The sequence below is a fragment of the Campylobacter sp. JH32 genome (genome assembly GCF_017846535.1).
Taxonomy (GTDB): Bacteria; Campylobacterota; Campylobacteria; order Campylobacterales; family Campylobacteraceae; genus Campylobacter_D; species Campylobacter_D coli.
The window spans coordinates 1-17,550 of sequence record NZ_JAEQBS010000003.1 but is presented as its reverse complement, the minus strand read 5'-3'; the positions used below and the strand labels follow the sequence as shown (position 1 = coordinate 17,550).

General features: G+C 31.2%; 21 protein-coding genes and 3 pseudogenes. 10 read left to right on the top strand and 14 right to left on the bottom strand.

The window, feature by feature from the left end; genetic code table 11:
• The 5 genes from KAR67_RS02825 to KAR67_RS02805 are packed head-to-tail and all read left to right on the top strand — an operon-like array spanning window position 1 to window position 3,483.
• Window positions 1-762, top strand: coding sequence for an ATP-binding protein (locus KAR67_RS02825; RefSeq protein ID WP_072212081.1), 762 nt, complete (start codon window positions 1-3; stop codon window positions 760-762).
• Entirely contained in the window at window positions 759-1,442 is a 684-nt protein-coding gene (locus KAR67_RS02820) for a 3-methyladenine DNA glycosylase (protein WP_060785324.1), read from the top strand. Before KAR67_RS02825 ends, KAR67_RS02820 begins: the two co-directional genes overlap by 4 nt.
• Window positions 1,442-2,254, top strand: coding sequence for a bifunctional hydroxymethylpyrimidine kinase/phosphomethylpyrimidine kinase (gene thiD / locus KAR67_RS02815; protein ID WP_002822374.1), 813 nt, complete (start codon window positions 1,442-1,444; stop codon window positions 2,252-2,254). Before KAR67_RS02820 ends, thiD begins: the two co-directional genes overlap by 1 nt.
• Window positions 2,244-2,876 (top strand): thiamine phosphate synthase, encoded by a 633-nt coding sequence (gene thiE / locus KAR67_RS02810; RefSeq protein WP_162284675.1) that lies wholly within the window; start codon window positions 2,244-2,246, stop codon window positions 2,874-2,876. Before thiD ends, thiE begins: the two co-directional genes overlap by 11 nt.
• A complete protein-coding gene (locus KAR67_RS02805) occupies window positions 2,854-3,483 on the top strand; it encodes a uroporphyrinogen-III synthase (RefSeq protein WP_002783358.1) in 630 nt (209 codons plus the stop codon). Before thiE ends, KAR67_RS02805 begins: the two co-directional genes overlap by 23 nt.
• On the opposite strand, the gene KAR67_RS02800 is transcribed toward KAR67_RS02805, so the two are convergent.
• The 5 genes from KAR67_RS02800 to fliW are packed head-to-tail and all read right to left on the bottom strand — an operon-like array spanning window position 3,476 to window position 6,014.
• Window positions 3,476-3,928 (bottom strand): hypothetical protein, encoded by a 453-nt coding sequence (locus KAR67_RS02800; RefSeq protein ID WP_002777117.1) that lies wholly within the window; start codon window positions 3,926-3,928, stop codon window positions 3,476-3,478. The genes KAR67_RS02805 and KAR67_RS02800 overlap by 8 nt on opposite strands.
• On the bottom strand, window positions 3,925-4,593 hold the full coding sequence (locus tag KAR67_RS02795; RefSeq protein ID WP_002790524.1) for a hypothetical protein: 669 nt from the start codon (window positions 4,591-4,593) through the stop codon (window positions 3,925-3,927). The genes KAR67_RS02800 and KAR67_RS02795 overlap by 4 nt, the downstream gene beginning before the upstream one ends.
• Window positions 4,586-4,891 (bottom strand): hypothetical protein, encoded by a 306-nt coding sequence (locus KAR67_RS02790; protein ID WP_002790525.1) that lies wholly within the window; start codon window positions 4,889-4,891, stop codon window positions 4,586-4,588. The genes KAR67_RS02795 and KAR67_RS02790 overlap by 8 nt, the downstream gene beginning before the upstream one ends.
• Window positions 4,888-5,625, bottom strand: a complete 738-nt coding sequence (locus KAR67_RS02785; protein WP_002780246.1) for a pyrroline-5-carboxylate reductase — start codon at window positions 5,623-5,625, stop codon at window positions 4,888-4,890. The genes KAR67_RS02790 and KAR67_RS02785 overlap by 4 nt, the downstream gene beginning before the upstream one ends.
• Window positions 5,625-6,014 carry a flagellar assembly protein FliW gene (fliW, locus tag KAR67_RS02780; protein WP_002777093.1) on the bottom strand — a complete coding sequence of 130 codons (390 nt, stop codon included), beginning with the start codon at window positions 6,012-6,014 and terminating at the stop codon, window positions 5,625-5,627. Before fliW ends, KAR67_RS02785 begins: the two co-directional genes overlap by 1 nt.
• A gap of 164 nt (window positions 6,015-6,178) precedes the next feature.
• Here fliW and bamD point away from each other — a divergent pair, with 164 nt between their 5' ends.
• Window positions 6,179-6,826: an outer membrane protein assembly factor BamD gene (gene bamD, locus KAR67_RS02775; RefSeq protein WP_002780248.1), complete on the top strand. Its 648-nt coding sequence runs from the start codon at window positions 6,179-6,181 to the stop codon at window positions 6,824-6,826.
• Between the two features lie 15 nt (window positions 6,827-6,841).
• Complete coding sequence (lon, locus tag KAR67_RS02770; RefSeq protein WP_170876373.1) at window positions 6,842-9,217, top strand: endopeptidase La; 2,376 nt, start codon at window positions 6,842-6,844, stop codon at window positions 9,215-9,217.
• 55 nt (window positions 9,218-9,272) lie between these two features.
• On the opposite strand, the gene rpsR is transcribed toward lon, so the two are convergent.
• Genes rpsR through rpsF form a run of 3 tightly spaced genes read right to left on the bottom strand, consistent with a single transcriptional unit; the run spans window position 9,273 to window position 10,478 of the window.
• Window positions 9,273-9,533, bottom strand: a complete 261-nt coding sequence (rpsR, locus tag KAR67_RS02765) for a 30S ribosomal protein S18 (RefSeq protein ID WP_002777087.1) — start codon at window positions 9,531-9,533, stop codon at window positions 9,273-9,275.
• A gap of 10 nt (window positions 9,534-9,543) precedes the next feature.
• On the bottom strand, window positions 9,544-10,092 hold the full coding sequence (locus KAR67_RS02760) for a single-stranded DNA-binding protein (protein WP_052780253.1): 549 nt from the start codon (window positions 10,090-10,092) through the stop codon (window positions 9,544-9,546).
• Window positions 10,093-10,100: 8 nt separating this feature from the next.
• Window positions 10,101-10,478 carry a 30S ribosomal protein S6 gene (rpsF, locus tag KAR67_RS02755; RefSeq protein WP_002777082.1) on the bottom strand — a complete coding sequence of 126 codons (378 nt, stop codon included), beginning with the start codon at window positions 10,476-10,478 and terminating at the stop codon, window positions 10,101-10,103.
• Window positions 10,479-10,756: 278 nt separating this feature from the next.
• Between rpsF and KAR67_RS02750 the strand changes: the two genes are divergently transcribed.
• Both KAR67_RS02750 and KAR67_RS02745 read left to right on the top strand, forming a co-directional pair.
• Complete coding sequence (locus KAR67_RS02750; protein WP_057030591.1) at window positions 10,757-12,028, top strand: MFS transporter; 1,272 nt, start codon at window positions 10,757-10,759, stop codon at window positions 12,026-12,028.
• Window positions 12,028-13,029: a TIM barrel protein gene (locus KAR67_RS02745; protein WP_057030590.1), complete on the top strand. Its 1,002-nt coding sequence runs from the start codon at window positions 12,028-12,030 to the stop codon at window positions 13,027-13,029. Before KAR67_RS02750 ends, KAR67_RS02745 begins: the two co-directional genes overlap by 1 nt.
• Here the strand turns inward: KAR67_RS02745 and KAR67_RS02740 are convergent.
• The 6 genes and pseudogenes from KAR67_RS02740 to KAR67_RS02715 form a co-directional block, all read right to left on the bottom strand.
• Window positions 13,022-13,878: pseudogene (locus KAR67_RS02740) on the bottom strand (VirK family antimicrobial peptide resistance protein). The gene KAR67_RS02745 and the pseudogene KAR67_RS02740 sit on opposite strands and share 8 nt — an antisense overlap.
• Window positions 13,875-14,978 carry an RIP metalloprotease RseP gene (rseP, locus tag KAR67_RS02735; RefSeq protein WP_060794051.1) on the bottom strand — a complete coding sequence of 368 codons (1,104 nt, stop codon included), beginning with the start codon at window positions 14,976-14,978 and terminating at the stop codon, window positions 13,875-13,877. Before rseP ends, KAR67_RS02740 begins: the two are co-directional and overlap by 4 nt.
• Entirely contained in the window at window positions 14,975-15,511 is a 537-nt protein-coding gene (pgsA, locus tag KAR67_RS02730; protein ID WP_002777068.1) for a CDP-diacylglycerol--glycerol-3-phosphate 3-phosphatidyltransferase, read from the bottom strand. Before pgsA ends, rseP begins: the two co-directional genes overlap by 4 nt.
• 150 nt (window positions 15,512-15,661) lie before the next feature.
• On the bottom strand, window positions 15,662-16,267 hold the full coding sequence (locus KAR67_RS02725) for an NAD(P)H-dependent oxidoreductase (protein WP_002777066.1): 606 nt from the start codon (window positions 16,265-16,267) through the stop codon (window positions 15,662-15,664).
• Window positions 16,267-16,886: pseudogene (locus KAR67_RS02720) on the bottom strand (nitroreductase family protein). Before KAR67_RS02720 ends, KAR67_RS02725 begins: the two are co-directional and overlap by 1 nt.
• Before the next feature lie 63 nt (window positions 16,887-16,949).
• A pseudogene (locus KAR67_RS02715) lies at window positions 16,950-17,067 on the bottom strand (N-acetyltransferase); the annotation flags it as partial.
• A gap of 284 nt (window positions 17,068-17,351) precedes the next feature.
• On the opposite strand from KAR67_RS02715, the gene KAR67_RS02710 reads away from it, so the two are divergent.
• Window positions 17,352-17,550, top strand: a 199-nt coding sequence (locus KAR67_RS02710) for a GTP-binding protein (RefSeq protein ID WP_192801052.1), incomplete at its 3' end; no start/stop codon positions are given.

The window sequence follows — 17,550 nt, the reverse complement described above, 5'->3', positions numbered from 1 at the left end:
ATTGACTGGGATAAAACTTATGCGGCAATTTATAGATCTAGAAAAGATTATTTAAAACCCATTATAGATCTTGATAATATTGGCTTAAATGATTTATTGGGCATGGAAGAACAAAAAAATGTCCTTTATCAAAATACTTTAAATTTTATCCATAATAAAGGAGCAAATCACGCACTTTTATGGGGTGCTAAGGGTACGGGTAAATCAAGCTTGATTAAGGCTATTTTTAATGAATTTAAAGACAAAGGCTTAAGGCTTGTAGAGTTAGCTAAAGATGATTTATTTGCTTTAGTTGATATTATCGATGAGTTAAGAGAACAGCCTTTTAAATTTATATTATTTTGTGATGATTTTTCCTTTGAAAAAAACGATGATAGCTATAAATTTTTAAAGCCTTTACTAGAGGGTAGTATAGAAGCACCTCCGCAAAATATTATTATTTATGCGAGTTCTAATAGACGCCATTTATTAAGTGAAAGTATGAGTGATAATCAAGGAGTTCAAGTTGCTCATACAGAGCTTCATGCAAGCGATGCGGCTGAGGAGAGATTGAGTTTAAGCGATAGATTTGGCCTTTGGCTTAGTTTTTATCAAGGAAATTTAAACGAGTATTTAAAGCTTGTTGATTTTTATTTTAAAGATATAAAATGCGATAAAGAGCTTTTGCATAAAAAAGCAAAAGAATTTGCAAATTTAAGAGCAAGTAGAAGTGGAAGAACTGCAAAGCAATTTTATTTAGCCTTTAAGGAAAGTATTGAATGAATGGTGCTGATATCTTTAAAAAACTTCTTGCTTGCAATTTGGATTTTAAAGAATTTGATTGGCTTGAGAATCAAGGCTTGAGCGATTTTGAGCTTTTAATTTCTGTGATTTTAACCCAAAATACAAAATGGGATAATGTCTTAAAGGCATTAAATAACTTAAAAAATGCGCGAATTTCAAGCTTAGAGCAGCTTTCAAATTTATCCAATCTAGAGCTTGCTACTCTGATAAAACCAAGTGGATTTTACAATACCAAAGCTAAACGCTTAAAAGAGTTAGCAAATAAGATTTTAGATACTTATAGCAATATAGAAAATTTTAAGAAAAATGTAGATCGAGAATGGCTTTTAAATATCAAAGGTTTGGGTTTTGAAAGCGTGGATAGTATTTTAAATTATCTTTGCAAAAGAGAAATTTTGGTTGTGGATAGCTATACGCAAAGATTGGCTATGTATTTGGGTTATGAATTTGAAAATTATGAAGATTTAAGAGAATTTTTTGAAAGTGGTATAGAAAATGAGCAAGAAAATTTGTGTCAATTTTTAGAAAAAAAATACGAGCTTTTCGAACTTTATCAAATTTTTCATGCTGTGATTATTGCTTTTGGAAAAGTTGCCTTCAAGGGAGCAAAATTGACTTTAGAGGGTGAAAATTTGATTCAAAATTTAAAGGAAGGGTAATGAAAGCAAAGGGAAGTGATTTAATTCCTGTATTGAGTATAGCAGGAAGTGATTGTAGTGGCGGGGCTGGTATACAAGCTGATCTTAAAACTTTTAGCGCTCACAATCTTTTTGGTATGAGTGTTGTTTTAAGTGTAGTGGCTGAAAATACTGCAAGAGTGATTTCAGTTCATGATATACCCGTTCAAAGTGTGGATGAGCAAATGCTTGCTGTTTTTGAAGATATAGTGCCAAAGGCGACTAAAATAGGAATGATAGGAACTTGTGAGCTGATGGAGTGCGTGGCTAGAAATTTAGAAAAATTCAAACCCCAAAATATAGTTATCGATCCTGTGATGTTTGCAAAAAATGGTTTTGCTTTAATGCCACAAGAAAATTGTGATTTTTTTAAAAAAACCATAGTGAAATTTGCAGATATTCTTACGCCTAATATCCCAGAAGCGGAATTTCTTTGCGATTTTAAAATAAAAAATGAAGAAGATATGATAAAAGTGGCTAAATATTTATGTACGCAAGGAGCAAAAGCTGTTTTGCTTAAAGGGGGGCATAGTGAAGAAAATGCCAATGATGTGCTTTTTGATGGTAATGAAATTTTTATTTTAAAAGGCGAACGCATAGAAACAAAAAACACTCATGGTACAGGTTGTACACTCTCTTCGGCAATTGCTAGTAATTTAGCCTTGGGAAAAGATTTGTATAATGCTGTAAGTGAGGCAAAAGAATATGTAAGAAATGCGATTTATTATTCTTTAAATTTAGGGAAGGGCTGTGGGCCAACTAACCATTTTTTCAGGTTTTTAAATGAAAAATGATTTAGATCTTAGTCTTTATCTTGTAGCAAGTCGTGGAAAAAAAAGTGACGAGCTTTTTTTAAACACGCTTGAAGAAGCGATAAGGGGTGGAGTAAGTATAATCCAACTTCGTGAAAAAGAATTAAGTTCAAGAGAATTTTACAAGCTTGGCTTGAAAGTACAAAAGCTTTGCAAGGAGTATGAAATACCCTTTTTAATCAATGATAGAATCGATATCGCCTTGGCTTTAGATGCTGATGGGGTGCATTTAGGGCAAGAGGATTTAGAAGTGCGCTTTGCAAGAAAAATTTTAGGTAAAGAAAAAATCATAGGCTTAAGTCTTAAGAACTTAGAACAATTAAAAGATATTGACGGGGCTGATTATTTAGGTTGTGGTGCGATTAAGGCTACTCCAACTAAAGAAAGTTCTGTTATAAGTTTTGAAACCTTGAGTCAAATTTGTGAAAAAAGCCCTATAGGCGTGGTAGCAATAGGCGGGATTGATAAAGAGCTGATTAAAGAGCTAAAGGGCATTAAAATAAGTGGCATTGCAGTAGTTAGAGCCATAATGGATGCGCAAAATGCTTATTTGGCAACTAAAGAGCTTAGGCAAGAAATGAATGAAAATTTATCTTTTAAATGAGACTGTTTTTGAGGGTGTGGAAAATCTTGTTTTAAATGAGATAGTTTTTTACGATTTTGGTGTCAATTTAGATGAATTTGATGCTTTACTTTGTACTTCAAAAAATGCCCTAAAAGCTTTAAAAAAAACAAAAAATAGTTTAAATTTAGATATTAATGTATATGCAGTAGGGCAAAACACTGCTCAATTTGCTAAGGATATGGGTTTTAAAAAGGTTCAATTTGCGCCAAAATCTTATGGAAGTGAGCTTTTTAATCATTTTAAAGAGGAATTAAAAAACCAAAAATGCCTTTATTTAAGGGCTGAAAATATAGCTTCTACTTTAAATTTAGATCTTAGAACTTATGGGGTAGATTTACAAGAAATCATTGTTTATAAGAATGTTTTTAAAAAAAGCAAGCAAACAATCCTTCATCCTGCTATTTTTATTTTTACTTCTCCTTTGAGTGTGGAAAATTTTTTTAAACAATATGATTTAAAAAAGGAAGATAAGGTCATAGCAATAGGGCAGAGCACAGCAAAAAAACTTACTCATCTAGATAATCTTTTTATAAGTTCTAAACAGGATTTAAAAGAGTGTGTGAAATTGGCTAAAAGTCTTATTTAGTTTGATTCCAAAATGATTCTTTTGTATGCAAGATAAAGGTTTTATTTATTAAAATTTCATCATTGACATTTTTTTGTGTATTTAACGCTATACTCATATGCGCGATTATGATACCATCTTGGCTTAAATTTGCATCTTTGTTGATCGCTTGAAATTTGAAATTTTTACACTGGGCTATGGGATAGTGGTATTGTATTTTGATTTTATCGTTTAAATTAGGATAGTGAAGCGTGATAGAATCTAAACATTCCTTTCCGTCTAATTTAGCTTGATAAAGTAAATATTTAACGAGTTTCTCATCGGCTAAAATTTGGGCTTGTAAATAATAATAAGCATCTTTTACAAATCTTGGTATATAACTTGAAGTGGTGATATTTAAACTAAGCCATATCCCTAAAGCACTGATTAAAAATACCAAGGATAGTAAAATATAGGCTCGTTTCATATGAATAACCTTTTTGTAAGGCAATATTCTTGCTCTTGTTCTTTTAAACATACTTTAAGTTTTTGTTTTTGTATTTCAAATAAGCTTACATTATCCATAAATATAGAGTATTGCTCAAGCTGATTATTAAAATAAGGATAGAGCTCATAATGAATTTTATCTTCTTTAAGAAATAATTTTATTCTAGCTTGGATAGGGATAAATTTACCCTTAAAAGAAGCAGTGATATTATTTTCTGAATGAATGAATATTTTTTTAATTTCTTTATTTACTAAAGCATAAATGATATTTTGCTCATCATTATACAATTCTTTTCGATTTTGAAGTTGAAGTTTAAAATTACTATTGGGAGAATATAAACTTGTATTGTTTTCTAAAATAAGGCTAGAATTTAATAATTTTTCTTTATTATCATCAAGATATAATAAATCATCTTTAAGCAAACAGCTTATATGATTTGGCTCAAAAGTAATATTAGTGCAAGTTTGAAGCAATTTTTCTAATCTTAACACACTTAAATGAGTTTTTAGTATCAAATCTTTCATTTTTAATTGTTGATTGTTTAAATAATAAAATTCCCACAATGTCCTTGATAGAAAAAGTGCTAAAAATCCGATTAGAATTAATACAAGAATAGTTTCAAAAAGACTAAAAGCTTTATTCATCGTAAAAATATAGGGAGTAATCTTGATTTTGAATATGTAATTTTTTAAATTGAAAGATATTATCATTTATAAAGTTTTCTTTAAAATCAAAAGTTTTTAAATTCTGTATATGAAGTTTTATATCTCTTTGATGAGGATCGGTATAAAGTTTATCTTGCAGTGTGTATAATCTTTCAAAATAATTTAAATAATCATGATTGTCATTTAGCTGATAAAATAATTTAGAAATACTTGTAAAAATTAATCCTAGGATAATTATACAAAGAATTAATTCTAAAAGCGAGAATGCAACTTTCATGTTGCACTAGCATTAAGAGCCTCAAAAAAAGTCCCACGGATACCTTTTTGCTCTAATACTTTAATCCCTTTTATGGTAACACCTGCAGGCGAGCAGATATTTTCCTTAATGATGGCTGGGTGCTCGTTTTCTAGCAAGGCTGCAGCACTTTTAAAAAGCGAACGAGTGAGATTTAAACTCAGCTCTTTTGATAATCCTTCATACACGCCAGCATTAGCAATGCTTTCAGCTACTAATGCTAAAAAAGCAGGAGCGCAACCGCTTATAGCCATCGCAGCATTCATTTGTTTTTCTTCGTTTAACTCATAAGCCTTGCCAAAAGTATTTAAAATTTCTATGACTTCATCTTTAAAATTTGAATTTTTTAAAACATAAGGAGTTGTGGAAGCTTTATATTTAGCTGCTGTATTTGGCATTATCCTTGCATAATTTTGGGCTTGGATAAGTTTTAATTTATCAAAATCCGTATTGGCTAAAACTGAAATTAAAATTTTTGCCTTGCCTTTTAAATTTGCTGCGACACTTTCTAAGGCATAAGGTTTAAAAGCTAAGATAATATTTTTATTTTCTATATTAAAATCTTTATAGAGTAAAGTTTTAAAACCTTCTTTTTCTAAAATTTGAAGCTTTTCTAAATTTCTACCGACTATATAGATATTATAAGAATCTTTTAATCCATAAGCCAAAGCTTGCGCCATCGCACCATTAGCAAGTATATATAAATCAGCTTTCATTACTTCTTAATATAATTTGCAATTTGATCCGCTTGAAAAAAGTTAGGATAAGCTACAGTATCTAAGATTACTTGCACCATGGAATTATTATCAAGATTAATAACCACAGGAGCTAGGAAATTTACAGTAGATTCTTCTATACTTTTAGCAATTGCTACTATATTGAAAATTTTCATATTTGACTCTGGTGTCAAAGAAAGCAATTCTTGGTAGTATGTAGGTATCTCAAATTCATAATCTGGTCTTATAAGATAAGGATTAATAAGAACAAAAGAAAAATCTTTTCCATCAAGACTTTTAAGTCTTACAAACACTTCATCAATGGTTGAAAATTCCATATTTTTGGTTTCTTCAAAACCTAAGATAGGGCATTTAACAGCTAGTGTCATTTTTTCTCCTCGAGTTTATAATAAAATATTTTATCACAAAATAAGCAATATTAGTTCCAAAATTTAAATTTATTTATTTATTTTCACTATAATTTTAACTAGAAATAATCATAAAGCATTTAAAATAGTGTATTTAACTAAAAAAATGAAAAAGGTAAAAATTAATGAAAAAAAATTTCTTTCTATGTATTTTATTGGGGATTTTATTCAGTGCTTGCAGTACAAAAAATGATGAAGGATTGTATAATTTAAGTGCAAATGAATGGTATAAACAAATCATTAAAGATTTGCAAGATAAAGATTTGGAAAAAGCTGATGATCATTATAATGGTATGGCAAGTGAGCATATAGCAGATCCGCTTTTAGAAACAACACAAATTATCTTAGCACAAGCACATATGGATGAAGAAGAATATCAATTAGCGGAGTTTTATTTAGATGAGTATAATAAAAAATTTGGAAATTCACGCAATGCAGATTATATTCGCTATCTTAAAATCAAAGCTAAATTTGATGCCTTTGCCGTGCCAAATCGTAACCAAGCTTTAATGCTTGAAAGCCAAAAAGAAATAGATAGTTTTTTAAATGATTATCCTTATACAGAATACGAACCTTTAGTACAGACTATGTTAACTAAATTTAATTTAGCTGTATTTTATTTAAATGATACAATACAGGATTTATATGAGCGTACAGGTCATACTCAAAGTGCTGAAATTTACCAAGAAAGATTGCAAGAAAGTGAGTTTTATCAACAAAGCATTATCAAGCCAGAACTTCCTTGGTATAGAAGTATATTTGAAAAATTTTAGATTTAAGGGAAACTGATGCAAATTGAAGAAATGCAAAATTATCCAAGTAATTTACCTATTTTAGTAGAAGATGAATTATTTTTATATCCATTTATGATTACTCCAATTTTTATTAGCGATTCAGCAAATATGAAAGCTTTGGATTTAGCTATTAAAAATGATTCAATGCTTTTTGTAGCCCCTTCAAAGCTCGAAAATGGAAGATCTTTTGATGAAATTTATGATTGTGGGGTAGTTGGAACGATTATGAGAAAAGTTCCCTTGCCTGATGGTAGAGTAAAAATACTTTTTCAAGGTTATGCTAAGGCTAGGATTATAAAACCACTTTCGAGCAAGCCCTTAGAGGCTAAAATAGAGCTAATTAAAGAAGAGTTTTTAGAGGGCACAAAAAAAGAAGCTTTACTGGATGTTTTAAAAGAAAAAGTTAGAGCTTTGGCAAATATTAGCCATTATTTTTCACCTGATTTGCTCCGAACTATAGATGAGGGTTTAGATGCTTCTAGAATTTGTGATTTGATTTTAAATACTGTTCGTATAAAAAAGCAAGAAGCTTATCAATTTTTTATCTTAACCGATCTAGAAGAAAAGCTTTTAAAATTAATAGACTTGATAGCCCAAGAGATAGAAGCCAATAAAATTCAAAAGGAAATTAAAAACAAAGTTCATTCTCGTATTGATAAAGTCAATAAAGAATATTTTTTAAAAGAGCAACTTAGACAAATTCAAAAAGAATTAGGTAGTGACAATCAAAAAGAAGACGAAGTTAGAGATTATTATAAAAAATTAGAAAGCAAAAAGAAATTTATGCACGAGGATGCTTATAAGGAAATTAAAAAGCAAATTGAAAAATTTGAACGTATACATCAGGATAATTCTGAAGCTTCTATGATACAAACTTATATTGAAACCGCTTTGGATGTGCCTTTTGAGAAAATAGCAAAGAAAAAACTTGATATCAAAGAAGTGGCTAAGCAGTTAAATCATGATCATTATGCTCTTAATAAACCAAAAGAGCGCATTGAAGAGTATTTTGCTGTTCGTGAGCTTTTAGAAAAACGCGGTGTAGCAGATAAAGATGGGGCTAAGGTTATACTTTGTCTTTATGGGCCTCCAGGAGTTGGAAAAACTTCACTGGCTAATTCTGTCGCTAAGGCCTTAAAAAGAGAACTTATTCGTATAGCTTTAGGGGGCTTAGAAGATGTGAATGAATTGCGCGGACACCGCCGTACCTATATAGGTGCGATGCCAGGGCGCATTACTCAGGGTTTAATTGAAGCAAAACAAATCAATCCTGTAGTTGTGCTTGATGAAATTGATAAGTTAAACAGAAGCTTTAGAGGTGATCCTAGCGCAGTTCTTTTAGAAATTTTAGATCCGGAGCAAAATTCTAAATTTAGGGATTATTATTTAAATTTTAATCTTGATTTAAGCAAGGTGATTTTTATAGCAACAGCTAATGATATAAGCAATATACCTGCTCCTTTAAGAGATAGGATGGAATTTATAGAGTTAAGCTCTTACACTCCAAATGAAAAATTTCACATTACTAAAAAATATTTAATTCCTGATGAACTTAAAAAACATGGATTAAAATCTAGTGAATTAGATATTAATGATGAGACTATAGAGCTTATCATAAGCGAATACACTAGAGAATCAGGGGTAAGAAATCTACGCAGAAAGATAGCTGAACTGTGCCGTAAAAGTGCTAAAAAATTACTTTTAGAAAATATCAAAAAAGTAAGTATCAATGTTAAAAATTTAAATGAATTTTTAGATAAAAAAGTTTTTGAGATAGAAAAGCATGATGGAGAAAACCGCATAGGACAAGTCAATGGCTTAGCATGGACCAGTGTGGGTGGAGATGTTTTAAAGGTTGAAGCGATTAAGATCAAAGGCAAGGGAGAGTTAACTCTTACTGGAAGTTTGGGTGATGTGATGAAAGAATCTGCTAGAATTGCTTTTAGTGTGATTAAGGTTTTAATCGATGAAGGGAAGATTAAAATTCATAAAAAGATGATTCTTGATCCTAAAACTAATGTTTATGATAGTTATAATTTGCACATCCATGTACCCGATGGTGCAACTCCAAAAGATGGACCAAGTGCTGGAATTACGATGAGTACAGCTATTGCTTCAGTTTTTAGTGATAAAAAAGTTCGTTCTGATGTAGCAATGACAGGAGAAATAGATTTAGCGGGTAATGTATTGCCTATAGGAGGGCTCAAAGAAAAGCTTATCGCAGCATATAAGGCTGATATTAAAATAGCTTTGATTCCAAAGAAAAATTACGAAAGAGATTTAAAAGATATTCCTGATGAGGTTAAAGATAATATGAAAATAATTGGAGTTAAAGATTTTGATGAGGTTTTAAAATACGCTTTGGTTTAAAATCTAGAGCGAGGGGAGAAAAAGGCAAAATATTGATTTTGCCTTTTTTAATAACTTATAGTCCTTCGAAAGGATTGTTAACTACTTCTTTTCTATCTACTATATAAGGAATAAGAGCTACATGTCTAGCGCGTTTAATAGCAACTTCTACCATTTCTTGGTATTTTTTGCTTGTCCCTGTTAAGCGGCGGGGCATGATTTTAAATCTTTCTGATAAAGCATGTTTTAACATAGCTGTATCTTTATAATCAATAAATTCAACTTTTGCTTCTGTGTATTTGCAATATTTGCGAGAGTATTTTCTTTTTTCTGCCATAGTTTATCCTTTAAAATGGTAAATCGGTGTCATCGCTATCATAAGCATCAACATCAATTTCTTTAATTTTTTCTTGGTTTTGGTTAGGATTTTGTGTTTTTGTTTGTGCTTGCTGTGGAGCTTTTTTGAAATTATTTTCACTCATATAAGGATCGTAAGTTTGGTTTTCATAATTTGAATAATTATTATTAGCTCCATAATTATTTCCACCATTGTTAAAATTTCCACCTTGTTGAGGATTGTTTCCTAGCATTTCCATGTTTTCAACTTGAACGCTGTGCTTAGAGCGCATTTGTCCATTTTGATCATTCCATTGTTCAAATCTTAAACGACCTTCTATAAGGACTTTAGAACCCTTAGAGAGATATTGGTTTGCTACTTCAGCAGTACGACCATAAAAGCTAATATCGATAAAGCAAGTTTCTTCTCGTCTTTCTCCATTTGTGGTAAACCTTCTTGTTACTGCGATAGCCGAAGCTCCGATAGCGTTTCCATTTTGACCATAACGCATTTCTATATCGCGTGTTAGATTACCTACCAAAACAACTTTATTAAACATTTTTTTCCTTATTGAATTTCAGGCGCGTCTAAAGGTTTGATCTCTTTTTTAGACTGTTTGATGCCATGGCTTAGTTTTTCCCAAGCTGCAATTTCTTTTTTATTTTCATATTTTACAATCAAAAATCTTATTACTTCCTCTGTAATTCTTAAAATTCTTTCAAGCTCTGCAATTAAATTTGTAGGAGCTTTGAAATAAATTACAAAATAAGTTCCTCTTTCGTATTTTTTGATTTTATACGCTAATTTTCTAGTGCCCATTGGAACAACGGTTTCAATTTCTGCACCATTTTTTACAAGGACTTCTTTTACGAATTCCAACTTTGCATTCACTTCCTCTTCGGTAAGCGTTGGTTTTAAAATAAATAAAACCTCATAATGTTTCATATATTCTCCTTTTGGATGTTAAGCCTATGTGTTTCACAGGCAAGGATTTTGCAAAGTTTTTACAATGCAAAGCTTAATTATATCAAAATATACTTAATCTTTACTTTTCGGGCGTCAATAGAGAATGTTTAATTTAGCTTTATGTTGATTATCATTTGTTACTTAATTACAACATATTAAAAAAATTAATATTTATATACTTGCTTATTTTGATTTTATGTTATTATTTATTTTGATGGTACCTGAGTTTAGATAATTAAAATACGGGAGGATATTTCATACAAAATGCAAAACCTATACGATGGTTTACTTTTATTGTTTTAGTGATTGGCGGGGGAACGGTTTTTAAACTTTCTTCTTTAAAAGATGCTTTTTATGTACCTATGCAGGAATTTATGAATCTTAGCAATACTCAAATTGGGCTTGCGCTTTCAGTATATGGGATAGTTCAGACTGTAGGAAATTTCGCTTCTATTTATATAGCAGATAGATTTTCCAAAAAAATTCTTATTCCTTTTTCATTGATTTGCGTTGGCTTGGTGGGAATTTATATTTCTACTTTTCCTTCATTTTATGGAATTTTGATTGCTTGGGGTTTGCTTTCTTTGTTTGGTGAAGTGGTGTATTGGCCTGTGCTTTTAAAGGCTATTCGTTTACTTGGAGACTCTACTCAACAAGGAAGACTTTTTGGATTTTTAGAAGCAGGGCGTGGGGTTGTAGATACTATAGTTGCTTTTAGTGCTTTAGGGATTTTCTTACTTTTGGGTTCTGGAGCAGGTGGACTTAAAGCCGCTATACTTTTTTATAGTGCTTGTGTAATTATTGCGGGTATATTAGCATATTTTCTACTTGAAGATGATAAGATCAGCACTAAAGATGACGAGGGGCATGAAATCAGTAAAAATAAAGCTGCTTGGAATGGAGTTATAAAAGCTGTTAAAACACCTGAAATTTGGGTAGTTTCTTTGACAATTTTTACTATTTATTCAGTGTATTGTGGACTTACATATTTTATACCTTTTTTAAAAGATATTTATGGTATGCCAGTAGCTTTGGTGGGTGCTTATGGTATTATCAATCAATATACTTTAAAATTGGTTGGAGGACCAATTGGAGGCTATTTGGCAGATAAGACTTTCCGTTCTTCTACAAGATACTTGCGCTTTGCTCTTATTTTGGCTGCAGTTGCAATTTTAATTTTTATTTTTATGCCGCATGAAAAGTTAAATATTTATTTTGGAATGAGTTTAACTTTAGGGTTTGCAGCTATTGTTTTTACTATGCGTGCTACATTTTTTGCTCCTGTGGATGAGATTGAAATGCTAAGAGAGATCAGTGGTGCTGCGATGAGTATAGCTTGTATATTTGGTTATTCTCCACAACTTTTTTGTTTCGCGCTTTATGGTTTTATTATAGATCAGTTTAAAGGTTTATTGGGATATCAAATCGTTTTTGCCTTAATGGGATTTTTTGCGATTTGTGGAGTGATTATAACAACTATCTTGCTTAGAATGATAGCTAAGAAAAAAACATTACAAGAGGTAGCGTGATGAAAATTGGTTTAGAAACAGAAAGTATGCACCTTTGGTTTCAAAATGGCAGAATGGATATATTTTCTTATATTGATTTTGCTGAGGAGCTAGGTTGTGATGGCATTATTATAAATATTATCAAAGATTTTGGCTTGGATGAGGAGTGGGGCTGTTTAGGAAGCAACGACGAGAGTCATCTTAAAAAAATTAAAGAAAAATTAGACACGTATGGTATGTATTGTGAGATTGATTCTAAGAGTTTTGATAAGGACAAATTTGAAAAAATTGCGAAAGTTTCTCAGCTTTTAGGGGTTAAAATCATCCGTTCTTATGTGCCCTTGACAGACAAGAATAAAAAGGTTAAAAATGCTAGCGATGGAGCTTATGATGATTCTAAAATCACGGCCAAATTTGACAAGAGTGAATTTTTAAGTACAGCAGATGAGATCAAAGCTTTAATTCCGCTTTTAGAAGAGTATGATTTAAAACTTGCCATCGAAAATCACGAATATCAAACTTCTGATGATTTGCTTGAATTATTAAATTTGATTCATCATCCTAGAATAGGATTTTTATATGATTTTGGGAATTCAATGATGGCTTATGAAGAGCCTATTAAAGCTTGTGAGAATATGGCTAAACATACTTTTAGTACACATTGTAAAGATCATATCGTATTTATAGAAGATGATACTAAGTATGTATGTGGCGTGCCTTTAGGTGAGGGAAATTTGGATATTAAGACTTGTGTAGAAATTTTAAAACAAGCTGGATTAGATCGTATCAATGTAGAACAATGCTATCCTTATTGTGCCACTTTTAAGAGAGAAGAGGGTGCAGGTGGGATTAAAGAGCTGGGCAAAGGAGCTTTTAAAATCGAAAAGCCCTTGTTTAATGACTTAAAAGCAATGCAGTATTATTACCCTCAAGAAGTCTCTAAAGAGCATCTAGAAAGACTTTTAATTTTACAAAAAGAGGGTTGTGAAAGAAGTGTGAAATATCTAAAGAGTATTATATAAACAAGCTTTGATCTAAAGCTTGTTTGATTTCTTCAAGTATAGCAAAGCGTTTTTTATACATTGAACGCTTGCTGCTTGGAATTTCTTCAAGATTTTTTCGCTTGTGAGAAAGTTCATAATATAAATGATTATTGATCTTGACAAGCTTTCCCCCATTTTCTAACCAAATTTTTTGATAATCAACAAAATAGCCTTTATCCTCTCCTTTTTGAGAGCGGATTTGATTTTTTTCATGGACTCCAAGCGTGGCATCGAGTTTTAAAGATACACAAAGCATTTTAATACACTCTATAAGCAGGGCAATAGGACGCAATCCGTAGCATTTTTTTGTAAAGATTTTATTGATATCTAAAACATTAAAATCAGAGTATTGATAACCTTGTATGCAAGAAATTAAAAGCTTATTATCTAAGGTAAAACAAAAACAGCATTGTTCAATGGTGCGTTTTGATATCTTAAAGAAAGTGCCCAAAAACCCTCTTCGGATACATGACGATTGCTTCCTAAGTAGAGTTCAAAATCTTCATCAAATTTGAAAATAATTTGATCTTGGGGTAGAAATTTAAAACTTTCAAGTCCCTTGTTTACATCATAAATCAAAGTTTTAACACGCTCATTAGCGCTAAAGCTTTTATCGCAAAATCTTCTTGTGACATTGTAGCAAGCATCGGGTCTATTTGAAAAAAAGTTCTTTAGGTGTTCATTTCCTTTCATATTGAGCGTTTTTTCAAGAAATTTAACTTGAGGATAGTATAAAAATTTTCTAGAATAAAATCGCATATGACGCCAAAAAATAGTACTTTTGGATTTGTCATTAAAATTAGGTATAGGAAATTTAAATAAATTCATTGCATCACTCTCATGATATCGTTAAATGTTGCAAAAACCATCAAGCTTAAAAGCAAAGCCATTCCTCCATAGCTAAGGTATTCAAAAGCTCTTGGTGGAACTTTGCGTCTAAAAATCATTTCATAAAGATTAAAAAGTATATGTCCTCCATCTAGCATAGGGATAGGCAAGAGATTTAAAATTCCTAAATTGATGGAGATTAAAGCAGTGATAAATAGCAATACAACCAAGCTTTTCTCAGCCGCCTTTGAAGTAAGCTCAGTCATGGTGATAATACCACCTAAATTTTTAGCCTCAACTTCACCACTTATGAGTTTAACGATACCTTTTACTATAAGAGTAGAAGCTTTAATGCTCTCATCTAAAGCATAATTTATACTTTGCATGCCTTGATGATAGATTATAGTGGTGCTTCCACTAGGGCTTACTCCAAGCTGGGCTTTTGAAATAACTTGTCCAAAATCATTATAAGCTTGTCCTAGTTTTGGAGTGATAAGAAATTCTAAATTTTCTCCTTTTCTGTCGATAAGAATTTTTAAGGGTTCAAGACTTAGGTGATTAGAAATTTCATCAAAACTTTGAATTTTTATGCCATTTATAGCAAGTATAGTGTCATTATTTTCAAGTCCTGCTAAAGCTGCAGCTGAATTAGGTGCGATATTTCCTATTTGTGGACTTAGTTTTTGTATGCCTAAATTTCCTATGGCTATGTAAAGCAAAAAGGCTAGGAAAAGATTAAAAAAAGGTCCTGCAAAAAGAATATAATTTTTTTTCATAGGGCTTAAAATACTATAGCTATCTTGATCCTGATTTTCTAAACCAGGTTGCATATCATCTTGCCCCTTAAGCTTAACATAACCGCCTAATGGTAAAGCACTCAAGCGGTATTTGGTACCTTTAAATTCACACTCAAATAAGCTTTGTCCAAAACCTATGCTAAAAATTTCTACTTTAACACCTAAGGATTTTGCTGCTAAAAAATGACCTAGTTCGTGAAAGAAAATCAAAAAAGAAATAACTAAGATGGTTGCTAAAAATTCTATAGAGTAAAATTTAAACCCAAGAATTAAAATCAAAGCTAAAAAAAGTAAAGATTTCATTGTAATTTTCCTTTGCTTTGCTTAACATAACTAAAAATATACTCAAATCCTGAATAAAGCGTGAGAAATAAAGCAATGTAAAGCAAGATATCTCCACCTATCCATTCCATAGTTAAAAACCCTATGGCTATCATTTGAAAAGTTGTTTTTAATTTTCCAGTAAAAGAAGCATTGACATTTAAATTTTCACTTACCATAACCACGCGAAAACCCGTGATAAAAAATTCGCGCACTAAGATAAGATAAACAATCCATTCATTAGCTTTTCCTGATAGAAGAAGGCCTAAAAAAGCTGCTAGGGTTAACATTTTATCTGCTAGAGGATCTAAAATTCCACCAAGCTTTGTGGTTTGTTGTAAGGTTCTAGCTATAAAGCCGTCAAAAAAATCACTCAAGGCTGCCAAAGCAAAAGTTAAAGCAGCAAAATAATTAATCCAGCTTTGATGTATATTATCAAATTTATAACTCAATAAAAAAAAGAGCAAGGGTGCTAAAATCATCCTTAGCACAGCTAAAGTATTGGGTATGTTCATAAAAAACCTTATTTTAGATTAAGATAAAACTATTAGATAAAATTGTATAAGATTTAGGCAAAGCTTTAGTAAAAAAATATTTAAATTTATATTTTTTTGAAATATAATGTAAAAAATATAAACACCTTGCCTAAAAGAGCAAGGTAAAAATCAAAGAAATTGAACTATCTTGTCAAATTCAAAGCGATTTTTTTGTGGAATTTTCTCATCATTAGAATACCCTAAAGCTATCACCAAAGTAGATTTTTCTTTTTTAGTATCAAGCAAAAGATAAGAATCGAGTTTTTCTTTATCAAAACCGCCTATGGTACAACTTGCTATATTTAAAGCATTGGCACTATAAAGTATACTCGCAAGTGCTATATGAGCTTGTTCTCTTGCATAGGATATTTTTTGTTCTTGACTAAGGGATTGTAAAAAAGGCATATAAGTATCTAAGCGTTTTTGAATTTCTGCTTCACTCATATCTCTTTTTCTAAGCTTATCTTCAAAATAATCTAAAAAATCAAGCCTTGAAACAATGATAATTAACGCCCCGCAATCTTTTACATGTTGTTGTTGATTGCAAATTTGAGCCAGCTCTTCTTTTTTATTGTCATCTTGCACCACTAAAAATCTCCAAGGCTCAAGCCCTAAAGAACTAGGACTTAATCTTGCTATCTCTAAAATAGTATCCAAATCTTCTTTTTTAAGTTTTTCATTTTTAAAATTTCTACAAGAATATCTTGTGCTAAAAATTTCAAGTTCTGTTTTCATCACTTCTCCTTATAAAATTCAACCACTTCATCAAATTTTAAACGTTGAGTAGGGTATTTTGGCTCGTGAGCTTGATAGCCCAAAGATAAGATCACAGCCGTTTCAAAAGGATACTCAAGTTTAAGAAAATCATCCACCTTATCTTTTTCATAGCCCCCTATCATACAAGAATCAATCCCCAAACTCATCGCAGCTAGCGACATTTGCATCATTGCAAGATAGCATTGAAGTTGTGCAAAATGATACAGTTCTTTTTCATCCATTGCATCAGTATCATGGGTATAAATCTTTAAAATTTTTTGGAAATTTTCTTCCTTGGAGCCTGCAAAACGACGAATCTGTTTTTGTGCAAATTCATCCTTGCTTTGCAAGTCTTTTCTTGCTAAAAGAATGATATTATGACTCGCACTTGCTACGCTTGCTTGATCAAAACAAAGTTTAGCAAGCTTTTGATTGTCTTCTTTTTTGTCTAGTATGATAAATTTCCAAGGCTCAAATCCATGTGAGCTAGGAGCTAAAATTCCACTTTCTAAGATAAAATGCAAATCTTCTTCACTGATTTTTTATCATTAAAAAGTTTACAAGCTCTGCGTTTTGAAATTAGTTCTTTAAAATTCATTTTATTCCTTAAAATCAAAAATAATAATATTAATTATAAAATGCAAAGCTTAATCAAAAAATATTATAGTTTGATATTTTTCTTAAAAACAAAACCAGATTTTTCAAAACCCATTTTTTGGATATAAAATTCATGAGCTTGTGTTCTAAAAAAAACTTGAACTTAGTTCTAATTCTTGATATAATTAGATTCAGTATTATACAAGGAGTTAATAAATATGCGGCAAGGTATTCTTAAATAAACTGTCAATTTGATAGTGGGAACAAAAAGTAGCAGTCCCGTTTCACTTTTAATATGGGGCTTAGTTTTTTGTACCCAGTTTAAGAATACTTTTATCATGTAATTTTATATGCCCGAAAACATATAAGTGTTTTGGGGCTATTGGAGTTATTTACCCAGTGATAGGAGTATTTATCACTGGGTATTTTTATGCCCTTTTTTGGGTGTTGATAGGAGGAAAATTACATGAAAATAATTAACTTAGGCATTCTGGCTCACGTTGACGCAGGAAAGACAACATTAACGGAAAGTTTATTGTATACCAGTGGTGCAATTGCAGAACTAGGGAGCGTAGATGAAGGCACAACAAGGACAGATACAATGAATTTGGAGCGTCAAAGGGGAATCACTATCCAGACAGCAGTGACATCTTTTCAGTGGGAGG

Bases quoted from the DNA above. Each gene is read 5' to 3' on its own strand.
- KAR67_RS02820 (WP_060785324.1), top strand. From the start codon at position 759: ATGAATGGTGCTGATATCTTTAAAAAACTTCTTGCTTGCAATTTGGAT.
- thiD (WP_002822374.1), top strand. From the start codon at position 1,442: ATGAAAGCAAAGGGAAGTGATTTAATTCCTGTATTGAGTATAGCAGGA.
- thiE (WP_162284675.1), top strand. From the start codon at position 2,244: ATGAAAAATGATTTAGATCTTAGTCTTTATCTTGTAGCAAGTCGTGGA.
- KAR67_RS02805 (WP_002783358.1), top strand. From the start codon at position 2,854: ATGAAAATTTATCTTTTAAATGAGACTGTTTTTGAGGGTGTGGAAAAT.
- KAR67_RS02800 (WP_002777117.1), bottom strand. From the start codon at position 3,928: ATGAAACGAGCCTATATTTTACTATCCTTGGTATTTTTAATCAGTGCT.
- KAR67_RS02795 (WP_002790524.1), bottom strand. From the start codon at position 4,593: ATGAATAAAGCTTTTAGTCTTTTTGAAACTATTCTTGTATTAATTCTA.
- KAR67_RS02790 (WP_002790525.1), bottom strand. From the start codon at position 4,891: ATGAAAGTTGCATTCTCGCTTTTAGAATTAATTCTTTGTATAATTATC.
- KAR67_RS02785 (WP_002780246.1), bottom strand. From the start codon at position 5,625: ATGAAAGCTGATTTATATATACTTGCTAATGGTGCGATGGCGCAAGCT.
- fliW (WP_002777093.1), bottom strand. From the start codon at position 6,014: ATGACACTAGCTGTTAAATGCCCTATCTTAGGTTTTGAAGAAACCAAA.
- bamD (WP_002780248.1), top strand. From the start codon at position 6,179: ATGAAAAAAAATTTCTTTCTATGTATTTTATTGGGGATTTTATTCAGT.
- lon (WP_170876373.1), top strand. From the start codon at position 6,842: ATGCAAATTGAAGAAATGCAAAATTATCCAAGTAATTTACCTATTTTA.
- rpsR (WP_002777087.1), bottom strand. From the start codon at position 9,533: ATGGCAGAAAAAAGAAAATACTCTCGCAAATATTGCAAATACACAGAA.
- KAR67_RS02760 (WP_052780253.1), bottom strand. From the start codon at position 10,092: ATGTTTAATAAAGTTGTTTTGGTAGGTAATCTAACACGCGATATAGAA.
- rpsF (WP_002777082.1), bottom strand. From the start codon at position 10,478: ATGAAACATTATGAGGTTTTATTTATTTTAAAACCAACGCTTACCGAA.
- KAR67_RS02745 (WP_057030590.1), top strand. From the start codon at position 12,028: ATGAAAATTGGTTTAGAAACAGAAAGTATGCACCTTTGGTTTCAAAAT.
- rseP (WP_060794051.1), bottom strand. From the start codon at position 14,978: ATGAAATCTTTACTTTTTTTAGCTTTGATTTTAATTCTTGGGTTTAAA.
- pgsA (WP_002777068.1), bottom strand. From the start codon at position 15,511: ATGAACATACCCAATACTTTAGCTGTGCTAAGGATGATTTTAGCACCC.
- KAR67_RS02725 (WP_002777066.1), bottom strand. From the start codon at position 16,267: ATGAAAACAGAACTTGAAATTTTTAGCACAAGATATTCTTGTAGAAAT.